Source organism: Ruegeria sp. AA3 (assembly GCF_056542905.1).
In genome coordinates, this window is the sequence record NZ_JBQGAQ010000004.1 from 287,216 (window position 1) to 300,165 (window position 12,950).

Annotated in this window: 14 protein-coding genes; 9 read left to right on the top strand and 5 right to left on the bottom strand. The window is 53.3% G+C overall.

Annotation, left to right across the window (positions count from 1 at the left end; translation table 11 throughout):
- Positions 1–43: 43 nt before the first annotated feature.
- The 4 genes from ACR0JR_RS09945 to ACR0JR_RS09960 form a co-directional block, all read right to left on the bottom strand.
- The gene (locus ACR0JR_RS09945) at positions 44–1,813 is read right to left on the bottom strand and encodes an adenylate/guanylate cyclase domain-containing protein (RefSeq protein ID WP_170773447.1); all 1,770 of its coding nucleotides are present in this window, start codon (positions 1,811–1,813) and stop codon (positions 44–46) included.
- Between the two features lie 78 nt (positions 1,814–1,891).
- Positions 1,892–2,527 carry a GNAT family N-acetyltransferase gene (locus ACR0JR_RS09950; RefSeq protein WP_480456034.1) on the bottom strand — a complete coding sequence of 212 codons (636 nt, stop codon included), beginning with the start codon at positions 2,525–2,527 and terminating at the stop codon, positions 1,892–1,894.
- Positions 2,528–2,697: 170 nt separating this feature from the next.
- Positions 2,698–2,997 (bottom strand): lipid-A-disaccharide synthase N-terminal domain-containing protein, encoded by a 300-nt coding sequence (locus tag ACR0JR_RS09955; protein ID WP_010443061.1) that lies wholly within the window; start codon positions 2,995–2,997, stop codon positions 2,698–2,700.
- The gene (locus ACR0JR_RS09960; protein ID WP_480456035.1) at positions 2,994–3,755 is read right to left on the bottom strand and encodes a glycosyltransferase family 2 protein; all 762 of its coding nucleotides are present in this window, start codon (positions 3,753–3,755) and stop codon (positions 2,994–2,996) included. Before ACR0JR_RS09960 ends, ACR0JR_RS09955 begins: the two co-directional genes overlap by 4 nt.
- A gap of 117 nt (positions 3,756–3,872) precedes the next feature.
- Here ACR0JR_RS09960 and ACR0JR_RS09965 point away from each other — a divergent pair, with 117 nt between their 5' ends.
- The 6 genes from ACR0JR_RS09965 (at position 3,873) to ACR0JR_RS09990 (ending at position 9,276) form a co-directional block, all read left to right on the top strand.
- Positions 3,873–5,363 (top strand): ArnT family glycosyltransferase, encoded by a 1,491-nt coding sequence (locus ACR0JR_RS09965; protein ID WP_480456036.1) that lies wholly within the window; start codon positions 3,873–3,875, stop codon positions 5,361–5,363.
- A complete protein-coding gene (locus ACR0JR_RS09970; protein ID WP_010443058.1) occupies positions 5,363–5,545 on the top strand; it encodes a hypothetical protein in 183 nt (60 codons plus the stop codon). The genes ACR0JR_RS09965 and ACR0JR_RS09970 overlap by 1 nt, the downstream gene beginning before the upstream one ends.
- Positions 5,546–5,629: 84 nt before the next feature.
- Positions 5,630–5,956 (top strand): potassium channel family protein, encoded by a 327-nt coding sequence (locus ACR0JR_RS09975; RefSeq protein ID WP_170471240.1) that lies wholly within the window; start codon positions 5,630–5,632, stop codon positions 5,954–5,956.
- 179 nt (positions 5,957–6,135) lie between these two features.
- The gene (locus ACR0JR_RS09980; RefSeq protein ID WP_170780137.1) at positions 6,136–7,215 is read left to right on the top strand and encodes an AI-2E family transporter; all 1,080 of its coding nucleotides are present in this window, start codon (positions 6,136–6,138) and stop codon (positions 7,213–7,215) included.
- Positions 7,212–8,276, top strand: coding sequence for an HlyD family secretion protein (locus ACR0JR_RS09985; RefSeq protein WP_480456037.1), 1,065 nt, complete (start codon positions 7,212–7,214; stop codon positions 8,274–8,276). Before ACR0JR_RS09980 ends, ACR0JR_RS09985 begins: the two co-directional genes overlap by 4 nt.
- Entirely contained in the window at positions 8,266–9,276 is a 1,011-nt protein-coding gene (locus tag ACR0JR_RS09990) for a DUF2955 domain-containing protein (protein ID WP_480456039.1), read from the top strand. Before ACR0JR_RS09985 ends, ACR0JR_RS09990 begins: the two co-directional genes overlap by 11 nt.
- A gap of 281 nt (positions 9,277–9,557) precedes the next feature.
- On the opposite strand, the gene ACR0JR_RS09995 is transcribed toward ACR0JR_RS09990, so the two are convergent.
- Entirely contained in the window at positions 9,558–10,652 is a 1,095-nt protein-coding gene (locus ACR0JR_RS09995) for a tyrosine-type recombinase/integrase (protein WP_170361263.1), read from the bottom strand.
- Positions 10,653–11,019: 367 nt separating this feature from the next.
- On the opposite strand from ACR0JR_RS09995, the gene ACR0JR_RS10000 reads away from it, so the two are divergent.
- Genes ACR0JR_RS10000 through ACR0JR_RS10010 form a run of 3 tightly spaced genes read left to right on the top strand, consistent with a single transcriptional unit; the run spans position 11,020 to position 12,647 of the window.
- Positions 11,020–11,442: a helix-turn-helix domain-containing protein gene (locus ACR0JR_RS10000; protein WP_170361359.1), complete on the top strand. Its 423-nt coding sequence runs from the start codon at positions 11,020–11,022 to the stop codon at positions 11,440–11,442.
- Positions 11,443–11,446: 4 nt separating this feature from the next.
- Positions 11,447–11,743, top strand: a complete 297-nt coding sequence (locus ACR0JR_RS10005; protein WP_170361261.1) for a hypothetical protein — start codon at positions 11,447–11,449, stop codon at positions 11,741–11,743.
- Between the two features lie 4 nt (positions 11,744–11,747).
- The gene (locus ACR0JR_RS10010) at positions 11,748–12,647 is read left to right on the top strand and encodes an HNH endonuclease (RefSeq protein WP_170361259.1); all 900 of its coding nucleotides are present in this window, start codon (positions 11,748–11,750) and stop codon (positions 12,645–12,647) included.
- Positions 12,648–12,950 lie beyond the last annotated feature (303 nt).

Genomic DNA, 12,950 nt, shown 5'->3' on the forward strand with positions numbered 1-12,950 from the left:
CCGGATGAAAGGCGGCGGCGCAGGACGCATCCGTTCTTGCCTCTCAGAATCCAGCCTTTTTCAAACCTTCGACAAAATGTTGCGTATCGTCGGACAGGCGGTCTGGTTGAACCTTGGCCCAGCGCGAGAGTGAGAAATTAGGATGCGCCGCACGGTGTTTGTCAGCGATCTGGCGGGCCATATCCAGTTCGCCCTTATGAGCGTAGCTGGCGGCCAGTACGCGCTGCCCTTCGGTCGGGTTGTTCATCTTGTTCACGCACGAGATCACGTCGTCATAGCGCTTGAGATTGTAATAGGCTCCGCCCAGATGCCACAGATATTGATCAGGGAAATACGGGTTAAGGCGCATTGCCTGTTGCAGATGCTTGATCGCAGTATCGTTATCTCCCCAATGAGCTAGTGCGTCTGCGTAGTCCGAGTGCATATCCGCGTCATTGGGGTTCAGCTGCAGGGCGCGCTTGTAGGACTCGATCGCGGAATCGAACTCTTTTCGATAGAGCTGCACATAGCCCAGTTCTCCAAAACCGCGTGCATCGGTCGGGTCAAGTTCCACGGCGCGTTGGGCCAACGACAGTGCCTTGTCGAGTGCGCTGTTTGGGTCTTCAGTCCACGAATAGCGCCAATCAATGTTCAACGTACGCGACAGGGCTGCTGCAGCCCGCGCATAGCCGCCGTCACGCTCAAGAGCGGATTCATAGCAATGCTGCGCCTTGCGGTTATCGTTGCGTGTGTACTTGAAGATATGATGCTGCCCCTGAAGGACAGACCCATAGGCCTGCAAGTCTGACGGGATCGCCTGTACCATGCGCTGTTTTTCATGCGACTCGATCATCACTGCGGTGGCTGCAACAATGCACTCAGTCACTTCATCCAGAATATCGAATATATCGTCGAGCTTGCGGTCAAACCTCTCACCCCAAATGGTGCGTTCAGTGTTGGCGTCAATCAGCTCGGCCGTGATCCGGATTCTGCTGGATGATCGGCGCACGCTGCCGCGCGCGATGTAGCGCACGTTTAGGCGCCGGGCAGCTTCTTGAGGCGACATTGACTGGGTTTTGAAGAAGAAGGACGAGTTTCGGGCGATGATAAACAGGTTCCGGAACTTGGACAGGTTCATGATGATGTCATCGGTTAGCCCTTCGGCGACCCAGTTATCATCTTCCTCACCACCCTGACTGGCAAACGGCAATACCGCAACCGAGGGGATATCGGGCCGTTCGAGCACCTCCAACTGCATCTCAGGACGCAAGGTGGCGGCCATTGTCGCTCCTTCGACCTCGGTTCGAACACAGTATGTCGCGACCGGAGACATGATGTTCTTGAGCTGTTTGGGGCCAAGGAATTCATAGCCATAACGCAGCCGGTTGCGGATCTGCTCATAAACGGCCGCACTAACATAAACCCGCTCGGGCTCGGCAATCTCTTGCAGGCGGGCGGCGATGTTGACGTTGTCGCCGTGGATGCCACGTTCATCCATCAAAACCTCGCCCAAATGAACGCCCGCACGGAATTTGATGTGCTGGCCGTCCGGCCGCGTCAGATTATGCTCGGCCGCAATTCGATGCAGTTCGATGCTGAATTCAACCGCGCTGGTGGCCGTATCAAACAATGCAAGAATACCGTCGCCGCGCACTTCAATGATTTTGCCCTGATATTTCGAGCAAGTCTCTTCGAGCTGGAACAAAAGAGATTTCAACGCGTTATACGTATCCATCTCGTTCTCACTCATCAGGCGGGAATAGCCGACAACATCGGCAAACAGCACCGCCCCGAGCTTTTGTCTGATTGATGTGTCCGAACCGGTCGTATTCACTGGGTGCACTCAACTGCGTGGTCTCGTCGAATCCGACAAGAGCGTTTTAACAATATACCAAGCAAAATTCGCATCATTTCAAATAACAGAACCGCATTCAGGCGGCCAAGACATGCCTGTTGCCCCAAAACTGACCACCGTTTCCCGGCCCAGTTCCTGTGCCAACACGTTCCGACGCTCAGCCCAGTCCTGTTGCAACATACCGACGACCACCATGTCGTGAAACTGCCCGTCCGCGAACCAAGCCTGCCGCATCGTGCCTTCGATCTGGCAACCCAATCGACTGATCAGATCGCGGCTGCCGTGATTGTCGGCCCGATAATAAGAAGTTATCCGGTTAAGTCCTAATTGCTGAAAGGCAAAATCTAACATCAATGCAACAGCTCGCACCGCCACGCCCCGGCGCCGCAATGACTTTTCTACAAAAACCGGAACAACCGCATCCCGATTGAAGGGTGAAATCGATTCGAGACCAACCACGCCGACCGCATCTCGATCATCATTTTCAATCACAAACCAACATTTTTCCTCTCTGCTAGAAATGCCAACAGCGCCTTCCCAAGAGTGTTCGGTTTGCGTCAGATTTTGCGGAATTCGCGTGGTTCTGTCGAACAGAGCTAGGTCTTGAACATCCTGAAACCAGCGGGCCACGATCTCAAGATCAGCCTTTTCCAGAGGGCGCAGCTTGAACTGCCGGTGTGAGGTATCGGGCAAAGGAAACGACTCCTGAAACAAAATGAAAAAATCTATGCGTGCGATACTAGCACAAATATCCCAGAAACAAGAAAGGGTTATTCACACGAGCCTGACGTCGGCTGCGACCCGCTGAACGGGGCAACCAGTCAAGTCCGAAGAATGTTTGAATAGTGCGAGCGAAGACCTATTCAGCGCTTCTCGGCCCGGATCAGGAAGATGTTGCGTAGGTAGATCGACAAACCCATCGACTGGCCCAGAATAAACACTGGATCACGGCGATAGATCGCATAGCTGAGAAGTATCAGCCCGCCGCCAATCGAAAGGTACCAGAAGGCCATCGGTATGACCGATTTCTTTGCGCGTTCTGATGTAATCCACTGAACGATGAAACGAGCGCTGAACATCAATTGACCAGCCAGACCGATGAATACCCAAAGGGCCTCGGTCGGGCTGTCGACGTGCAGGATTTCCAGAATGGTTTCTTTCACGACCGGTTTGCCTCGGTTGCTGAAACAGATTTGGCGCGGCGGGTCAGCCAGACAACGCCGAACAAATCCCAAATGCCAACCATGGCCCGCCCGAAATTGGTGTATTTTGACTCACCGGTCATGCGCTGCTGATGCGCCACATCAACCAGTGCAACATTCCATCCGTAGGCTTTGAACAGCGCTGGCAGGTATCGATGCATATGGTTGAAAAACGGAAGATCGACGAACGCCTGCGTTCTGAACGCCTTGAAACCGCAACCCGTATCGCGGGTACCGTCTTTCAGCATCCAGCCCCTCAAGGCATTCGCAAATCGCGAGGCGAGCTTTTTTGATGCGGTATCTTTCCGACCGACCCGTTGCCCCGCCACAAGACCGACCTGCGCATCATCGCCAGATACCAGCGGCGCCCAGATCTTGGGCAGTTCTTCTGGCGGGTTCTGTCCATCGCCATCCAGAGTGCAACAGATATCGGCGCGCGCGGCCTTGACGCCAGAATGGACAGCGGCACTTTGCCCACCTGCCGTTTTATGCCGTAGGATGCGCAACTGCGGGCATTCTTTCTGCATCTCCTGCAGCGCCGCAAAGGTACCATCGGTCGAACCATCATCAACCGCGATGATCTCGAACGCAGGAAGATCAGAAGCGGCGTCGCAGATCCCCTGAATCAATCCAGCAGCGGCCCCTTGCTCGTTATGCATGGGAATCACAATCGAAACTGTGGGTCGATTATCAGCATTTTCCTTAGATTCGGTCGACATCGCAATCAAAGCTTCTTGGATACAGTCACCGGGGTTTGTGATTGATCAGACCCCGAAATTCAAGTACTCGCCTAGTCCAAAACACATCATATTACAACAAGTCAGAGGATAACCAGAGTGGTCCAAAATTCGGGCATCGAACATTTGCAGACCCACAAATGGCTACCCTATGCAATAACAGGCATCACCATCGCATTGTTGTGGTGCTGGTACATGTCCGGGTTGGGGCAAGATGGCCTGTCAAAGATTGATGAATTTTTTACTTATGACCGCAGCCTGGGTTTCATCCGCAACAATGACTGGCTTACCGTATATTCTCAGAATGAGCCCAGCCTAAAAAAACCACCCCTTCAATATTGGATGACAGCGGCATTGATCGAGCAGGGAATGTCGCACATGCTGGCGCTGCATCTGCCTTCGATGCTGTTTGCGCTTGGGTCGCTGATTGCAACGGCTTTGCTCGCCCGAGTTATGGTTCCCGATCAACCTTGGCTGATGTTGCCTGCGGTGTTGCTTGTGTCCAGTTCAAAAAACTTCTGGGGACATGCGACATCGGCCATGCTGGATAGCGGGGCAATGCTTTTTTCCACCTTGGGGGTGGTCACGATGCTTGCCGCGTTCGAGCGTCCAAAGTTGTGGCCATGGTTCGGGGTCACTGTGTTTCTGGCTGGATTGCAGAAAAGTCCGACCCCACTCGCATTTTTGGCTCTGGCACTCCTGACACTTGCTCTAACCCGGCGCTGGCAGGATCGACCCGTAAGCGAGATTCTAAGAAACAAAACCTTCCAGTGGACCATGGTGGCCTGTTTACTGTTGGCATTTCTATGGCCGTTGTTCCAGTACCTGCGCTTAGGTTTTGGTACCGAGTTTCAAGGCAGTGTGCGCGGTGAAATGCTACACCGGTTTGCACCCACCGTGTCAGATCGAAGTCTAAAGAAGCTGTCAGAAATCATCCTAGGTAATGCTCCAGTCTTAAGGTTTGCGGGTATTTTAGGCCTTTGCGCCCTGCCCTTCGCACTCGGCCGACCACGGCTGCTTGCCACTGCGGGGATCGCATTGTTCTTTTTCCTGGCAATGTGGATGGCATCGGGAAAGGTCTATGATCGCTATACTTTGTTGATATTGCCGATGTTGATGGTGGGCGCAGCTGGGGGCATCTTGCTGATCTCAAATCGGCTTTGGGTGCGGGCCTTACTGCTGGCTGTGTTGTGTTTTTCCGAGCAGGGTCCGATCAAACGTACGGTTGATTATAGTCACCCCAACACCGCAGATCAGTTCGGCATAGACCTTCAGAATTTGCTTTCGCCGTTGCAATCAGCCCATCAGCTAGATGAAACACTTGTTGTATGCGGTTTCAGAAACAGACACCGATTGCCCTTGGGTGCCGCCTCAGTGTACGCGTCACCCGACCGACGGTTCGTGTATATGAGGCACTCTGATTTACCGGGCTACCTCAAAAGATTTGGCTATACTTCCGGTCCTTTGAGAGGGGTTTGCCGAGCCCAAGAACTTAATCAGTTCTCAGATGAGCTTTCCGGATTGGATCGGCAATCTATTGAAGGCACAGATTTTGTCTATTGGACGGCACGCGGTTTGCGCCTTGATTGATGACAATCCCATTCGCTCGCAAACAAGCTATTTGCGGTGGCATGCGGGCAAAGTTCTTCGGAATTGAAGTGTTTCCCATCCCGAAGATCGGTAAGGTGTTTATTCCGAACGAGAACCTTCGCCAGAGCGGTGACGACCTTAAGCCCCTGTTTGTTTTTTGGCAGTTATGGAACATTCCGTGAAATTAGCGGCATGTTCATCAGCTTTGTTTCTTCCGAAAATCCTCAATTCTGATACAAATGCAATTATTCGAAAGTGAGATCGCAATGAATGCACTAACCAGAATATCGCGAGGGATCGGTGTCGCCTTCAAGGACGGCAGAGTAAAGGGACTTTTGGCCTTTACGGCCGGTATGATCCTTTGGGCATCGGTGTTTTATCATTATGTCGAAGGCTGGAGTTGGCTCGATTCCATCTATTTTTCTGTCGTGACGATTTCGACTGTGGGATTTGGTGACTTTTCTCCGGAAACCGCGGCGGGGAAGATCTTTACGATGATCTACATCATCGTCGGCCTGGGTATATTTGTGACCACGGCAACCACTGTGGCGGATACCATTTTATCCCAGAACGATGAGAAATCAGAAAAATAAACCTCGTAAGATTCGACCCACAAAAAGTCATGCGCCATCGCTTTATTGCCAGAACAACTAAAGCGCTAATCCGGATCCAACTGTGTCTTCAGGCCACTGTAAGATCTTTGGTAGATTATAAATATACATATCGAGTTTTTTGAGTGTAATGTTGAGATAACAAATAGTGGAGGGATGGAATGGAAAAGACCCAGGACGCAAAGATTGTCGATCTAGCGATACGATTGCTTTTTCTCGGATTATTCCTCTACAGCGCCCTGGTCATGGTGGCCCCGCTTGCAAGCGTGGTTATCTGGGCAACGATCCTGTGTGTGGCGCTTTACCCGGCATTTGATTGGCTGCAGTCCAAGCTGGGAGGTCGGAAAAAACTTGCCACGACGATCTTGGTTTTGTTGGGCCTTGTCCTAACCCTCGGGCCAGTCGCAACTGCGGTGTCTGGTGCCGCGGAACTTGGATCTGAATTCGCGGAACAAGCAGACAAGGGTGAATTAAAGATTCCACCGGCACCCGAAGGCCTGAAAGAAATACCGTTGGTCGGGGGAAAAATTGCCGACGTGTGGGGAATGTTTGAACGGAACCTGGATGGTGCGCTTGCCAAATACGGTGCGCAAATCCTTGAGATCACCAAATCGCTCTTCGGAAAAGTGCTGGGCATCGGTATCGGACTACTTGGCTTAGCTCTGTCCGTGTTGATTATGGGGGCGTTGTTCAGCCCCGGGCCAAATTTGGTCCAGGGTCTTCAGCGCTTTGCAAACCGTGTTTTCGCCCCGCGCGGTGGAGAATTCGTAACATTGGCGGGCGCAACAATTCGGAACGTGACAAAAGGCGTGATTGGCGTAGCAGCCATTCAAGCTGTCTGCGTTTGGATACTATTGGCCTTGTTTGGGATTTCTTCGGCTGCCACTCTCGCATTTATCTGCCTGATCCTCTCGATTATCCAAATCGGGCCCGGATTGGTTCTTATACCGGTTATTATCTACGCATGGAGTTCCATGTCCGGCGGTACTGCTTTGATCTTCACCCTATTGGCCGTTCCCGTCATGATAATGGACAGCTTCTTAAGACCCGTGTTCATCTCAAAAGGCCTTGAGACTCCTATGTTGGTCATCCTCATCGGTGTTCTCGGAGGTATGATGGCGTACGGTTTGATCGGCGTCTTTATGGGGCCGGTTCTCTTCGCTGTCTTCTATGAACTGTTCAAGGTTTGGATTGATACCTCACCCGAAGCCGAGAGTGCCGCTGAAGGAGCGGCGAAATGAGAAAGACGATTTGGACCACGTTGGCCGTTATTCTTATCTTCTTGATCTGGTACCTGGTCGCTGATCGAAAAACGCCGTTTACCGGGAACGCCCGAGTAAAAGCGATTGCAACCCAGATCGTTCCGCAGGTCACCGGAACAGTGACCGAGGTTCTTGTAGAAAACGGTCAGGTCGTCTCTGCGGGTGATGTTCTGGTTCGAATTGACCCAAGGCCCTACGAAATTGATCGCGACAAGGCCGAGGCTGATCTTGAGGCCGCCACGCAGGAAGTGGGTGCATCCTCGGCAGAAGTGAGCGCTGCACAAGCCAAGCTGGCAAGGGCACAAAGCGATCTCGACACGATGCGCATTCAGACCGAGCGTGTTTTTGCGCTTGAAAAGAAAGGGTTGATTGCGATTTCAAAGGCCGATGACGCGCGTGGGCAACTGGCAGAATCCGAGGCAAATTTTGAAAACGCCAAAGCGGATCTGGAAAAAGCCAAACAGCGGTTGGGCGACGACGGAATTGACAACCCGAAAATCCAACGCGCATTGGCTGCCTTGGCGGATGCAGAGCTTAATCTCGAGTGGACAGAACTGCGTGCTCCAGCGACAGGTGTCATATCCAATTTGTTGATCGCACCCGGAACATATGCGCGATCTGGTCAGGACCTATTGACGTTTCTGGATGCAACAGACGTTTGGATCGAAGCGTATTTTACCGAAAACAACCTTGGTCGGGCTTCGGTAGGATCACCTGTCGATGTGGTACTGGACATGCATCCCGGCCAGATTGTTCCAGGCGTGATCGAGAGCTTCAGCGCAGCAGTCTCCCTGAGCGGTGGGGATGAGCCCGGCCAGTTGGCCAGCCCGCCCAGCACCAAAGGATTTCTTCGTGAGCCTGAACGCTTTCCAGTCCGGATCGTATTGCCTGGCTACGAAGCCGGGAATGCCGAAGACGACTTGCGCTTCCAGCTTAATGGGCAGGCCGACGTTATCATGTATCTGAGCGAAAACTCTCTGCTGAACGTGGTAGGTCGGACCTATATCCGTTTGGTATCAATCCTGTCCTATGCGTACTGAGGATCGAAATTCGGTCCTGCGCCTGGCACTCGGCGTCACCGGGGTATTCTCCTTGGGCTTATTTCTGGGGTGGCCACTTGCGGTGGTAGGAGCGGTCTTCACCGCCCTGTTTCTTCAGGCACCCGCCGCTTTGCCCTTGGCAGCATTTGCAAAGCTCTTTGTTTTCTCGATCGGGCTGATGTTCATTTCATTCCTGCTGTCGTCAGTCTTCGCCCCATATCCCGTGGTGTTTCTGATTCTAGTTGCCATTGGGATCATCCTGTCTTTCATGTGGTCCGTTTCAGGTGCAGGCGTCCTGCCTGGTGTCATAGCCCTCATGGGTGCGTTGATGATCCCAAACCTTGTTCTGCAATCACAGGATCTGGCATTGGTGCTTGTATTTTGGATACCTTTGAACCTGCTATTTGCAGGTTTCATATCAACGCTGATGTTTGTGTTGATACCCGCTGCCCCCCCCACAGCGGCTCAGAAAAAGACCAATACTTCGCCTGACTTTGACCCGCATCGCCGGATCGCCAGAATGTCGCTTGTCACGGTTCCGTTCGCGATGGCGTTTTTTGTGTCCGGCGCTTCAGCCCTGTTGGTCCTATTCTTTGTCGCGCTTCTTAGCCAACAACTTGCAGCCATGCCGTCGATGGGCAAAACGGTGGCCAAAGCCATGCTAACGGCTAATCTCCTCGGGGCGGCGGTTTCAATCATCTGCTATGAAATAAACGTAATAGCTCCGGTTATTCTTACCCCAATATTGTTGGGTTTTTTCATTTGCCTGACACTCGGAGCGCTTGGCAAATCGCAGGTCCCGCTCGCCGCTGCTGCAGGTTCGGCATTAACAACGGTTCTGATCGTTTACGGTGGTTCGATCGCTCCGTTTTCCGATGAGGCTGACGTCAAGAGCATCACAAGAGTATTGCAGGTCGCCAGCGCGGCCATTTTCGTGATCATCGCATATGTCGTGGTCGATGAGTTTTGGCCAGAACAAGAGCGCCGTGCAGCTCAATAGAGTGTGTTGCAAAAGTGCTTTGATCTAAAACCAGTGGCGTCACCAACTTAAACCTTCTGCTCTGTTCATTTGGCCTGAAACCGTTCAGGTCGGTCTGTTTGCGGTGACTTAAGTACTCATAGGTCGTCGCGGAAGCTAAACCGGTTCTTCGACGTGTGTCACAATTCGGGGTACAGGAAGCATCTAACTGATAGAAAGCGCAGTATTTGTATGAATAGTCTGGCGACCCCGGCAGGATTCGAACCTGCAACCTGCCCCTTAGGAGGGATGCGTTCATAGCGCTATTCCTTTTGTGATTTCTTACTGTTGGGTGCTTGTACAGTGTCATCCTGTACGTGGTTTGTACGAAAACGGGCCCTAATGTCGGCCTCATCGGTCTCTGCGTGGGCATAAATCCGCATGGGCAAATTGGGGTCTGACCAACGTCCAGCCTTGGCTGCTGTGACGGGATCGACGCCCTGACGGACAACAAGCTCCGTGAAGAACCCGTGCCGCCCTGCCGGGTGGGCTGAAAGGTACGAGATGCCCGCGCGTTTGCAGATCGTCTTCCAGCGCGTGTTGTAACCGGTGGAGCTCCCATAGCCGAAGATGCGCGCCTTCATGAGCTTGCCGGTCTTGCGGTTCTTGGGACGTTTGGGAGGCAGCGCGAGTAGCTCGTCCATCATCTGAGGCGAAACGGTGATCCAGCTTTCCGGATGCCCCTTCTGAGCTTTCACGCGGACTTTGTTTTCGTGCGGCCTTAGGTCATCGGGCTCCAAGGACACGGCTTGATCAATCCTTGCAGCCGTCTCAAACATAAAACGCACCAGTGCGGCATTGTATGGGTCGGCGGCACGACAAAATGCCTCGATCCATTCCTTATCAGCTGGTGTGCGCTCGACGCGGCTGAGCTTCCCTCGCCGCTTGTCCTGAGCGATCCGCTCGAACTTGTCGTAGGGTTTCACGCGGATCAGCGGCGTGCCTTCCAGCTCATGCGCGTTGTTGATCACCGCACTCGCGGGCGTCACGATCTCGCGCCACCAGGTATCCGTCGACGCTTTGGGTTTCAGCTTCGGCCCAAGGCTTTTCAGTAACGCGCCAGATATCGCACCTAACGACAGGTCGCCGATCACTTCGACAATCGGGATCAACTGCTTCGCCGCCTTCGGGGACGCGTTGTAGAGCATGATTGCATCAGAGAACGTCTTGCTCGGTTCGTCGCCCACGACATAGCGACGGATCTGACGTTCGGTCTCATGGTTTATCCAGTCCCGTGCGCCCTCTTCTGTAGATGCCTTAGTGCTTCGCCGGTATGGGCCGGCGATTGGCCTGCCGTTGTATTCGATCCACCCCTTGGCCCAGTAGACACGGCCCCTCTTGTAAATTTGGAGCGGCATGACTGGCCTCCTTCAAAAATCGTATCAATCTGCGCGGGCGTGATCAGCATGGTTCGCCCAAGGCGATAAAATGCACCCGTCTCATTGGCGCGTTCACGCAACGTGCGTTCTGAAATATCGATCCCCATCCCGGCCATAACTTCGACCCACTGCGCGGGTGTTTTCCCGAGCCCCAGGATCTGCGAGCTGTCTGAATAGTTGGTCTCTGCCATTTCACTCGTCCTTGTCCACTTAAGTTGAGTCAGCGACACGCATGGAATCGCTTGTTCTGCACCTTCTGACGTGGTCAGATGTGATTAACTGTAAATGTTCGTCATTTTTTGCAAAGTTCGCGAATTTCGACGAAGTAGTCAATTGGAAAATTCAGATGCCGCAGAAACATGCTGATCTTTTTGCTGCAATGGGTGCTCGTCTCACCATTGCTCGCAATGAAATCGGCTTCTCACAAGCGGCCATGGCGGAAGCTATCGGTGTCTCACCGCGCGCGTATCACAGCTACGAAAAGGGCCAGCGCGGAATGCCTGTAGAGGCCTTGGTCGCGATGGGTGAGCGGTTCGAGGTGGACGTGCCCTGGCTACTTCTGGGCACCAAATCCATTCGGGCGGGGCATGACTTCGAAGCCCTCAAACACATTGAAAGCTCGCTGGATCAGCACCTCACCGATGAGGGCATAAGAATCAAAAGTGAAAAGCGCGGGGCCATCGTCACCCGTTGGTATCAATCGCATGTCGAAGGTCGCGAAGTGACGGATGACGACGTGCACACATGGATCGAGCTGGTAAGGGAGTAATCTGGTGAACAAGGCAAGCAAACGCTGGAACATGTTGCGGCACTCAGTCTTGGAGCGTACCCGCCGAGAGGTGATCGAACCCTTTGGGCCGCTTTACATAATCTTGCTTGGAACCAGCGTCTTCTATTTGATTGGTTTGGGCCAACTATCGTTGGCGCAACAGCCTGCCGAATACTCGGTGTTTGCTGCCATCCTGATTTTTGCGATCGCCGCAGCTGGCTTGGCGCTTCCATTTTTGACAGGTGCGGTACTGACCCTACGCGCGGCCGATCGAAAACTGGAACGTCTTCAACGCGGGTGATGCGATGGCCTTCGGTATCTTCATCCATCGCAGCGACTCGGTCTACGAAGACATTCCCTCGGAGCGGTATCAATTTCCAAAGCAATACCTCTCGCGTGCCCAACAGTGCGAAGGGGACTGGATCGTCTACCTGGAGCCAAGCAAGGTCAAAGAGACCAAAGGCTATTTTGCTGTCGCTAAGGTCCAGGAGATCATTCCGGATCCTAGGAAACCGGAAATGTTCTTGGCGGTGATTAAGCCGGGGACCTATCTTGATTTCGGCGACCCTGTTTCATTCCGAGACGAGAATTCAGTCATCGAAAGCGGATTGCTGAACGATCAAGGCAAGATATCTGGACGCGCGCAAGCTGCGGTAAGAACCCTTTCAGCTGAAGACTTTGCCCGAATTGTCGAACGTGGTCTTGGACGGGACGAGGACATCCTGCCTCGCGTTGGTGACTCGATGCAGCTGCCAGGTTTTCAAGACGCGCAAACACCTTTCCGACACATGCCCGCACGGGAACGCGTCAACCAACTGACCAACCGGGCGGTTCGCGATCGTAATTTCAGAAAGAACGTCCTGCGCGCCTACGGCGAGCGCTGCGCCATCACTGGTTTACGTCTGATAAATGGCGGTGGCCGAGCTGAAGTGGAAGCCGCTCACATCAGACCTGTAGAGCATGACGGACCCGACATCGTCAGCAACGGGCTCGCCCTGTCCGGAACCGCGCACTGGATGTTTGATCGCGGTCTCGTTGGTTTAGCTGACGACGTGACAATTCTGGTTTCCCGTCAGAGCAACGACATCGAAGCCGTGACGTCGATGATTAACTCGTCCGGCAAGATCTTGGTGCCGGACCGCCTCGCCAACCGGCCAAGGGCAGAGTTTGTAACCTGGCACAGAGAGAACTGTTTCAAGCATTAACGATACTCAGTGCGGACCTTGGTGCAAAACGCAGCTAACGGCCGGAAAGAGCCCAAACTCACCAATGCTGCGGCCAGGATCAAGGGACGTGAACTGGTGTGAAGCTGCCATTCGAACTTGCTGGCCATGGGTGGGTGAGCGAGAGATTGCGGTCCGTTTAATCCCATAAAAGCTTCTCTCGGCGGCAATCAACTTGGGGCAGGAAAAGCCTGCCTTCGATACCATTCGCCCAAAATCGAAGCGAGATGGACGCAGAGCATAAGGGCGAAATACGACGTTTCGCTCGGCTCTGAGGCTCCGAAA

What these genes read in the sequence shown, in the direction of transcription:
- ACR0JR_RS09975 (WP_170471240.1), top strand. Translation starts at nt 5,630, where the DNA reads ATGAATGCACTAACCAGAATATCGCGAGGGATCGGTGTCGCCTTCAAG.
- ACR0JR_RS09980 (WP_170780137.1), top strand. Translation starts at nt 6,136, where the DNA reads ATGGAAAAGACCCAGGACGCAAAGATTGTCGATCTAGCGATACGATTG.
- ACR0JR_RS09985 (WP_480456037.1), top strand. Translation starts at nt 7,212, where the DNA reads ATGAGAAAGACGATTTGGACCACGTTGGCCGTTATTCTTATCTTCTTG.
- ACR0JR_RS10000 (WP_170361359.1), top strand. Translation starts at nt 11,020, where the DNA reads ATGCCGCAGAAACATGCTGATCTTTTTGCTGCAATGGGTGCTCGTCTC.
- ACR0JR_RS09995 (WP_170361263.1), bottom strand. Translation starts at nt 10,652, where the DNA reads ATGCCGCTCCAAATTTACAAGAGGGGCCGTGTCTACTGGGCCAAGGGG.
- ACR0JR_RS09960 (WP_480456035.1), bottom strand. Translation starts at nt 3,755, where the DNA reads ATGTCGACCGAATCTAAGGAAAATGCTGATAATCGACCCACAGTTTCG.
- ACR0JR_RS09990 (WP_480456039.1), top strand. Translation starts at nt 8,266, where the DNA reads ATGCGTACTGAGGATCGAAATTCGGTCCTGCGCCTGGCACTCGGCGTC.
- ACR0JR_RS10010 (WP_170361259.1), top strand. Translation starts at nt 11,748, where the DNA reads ATGGCCTTCGGTATCTTCATCCATCGCAGCGACTCGGTCTACGAAGAC.
- ACR0JR_RS09970 (WP_010443058.1), top strand. Translation starts at nt 5,363, where the DNA reads ATGACAATCCCATTCGCTCGCAAACAAGCTATTTGCGGTGGCATGCGG.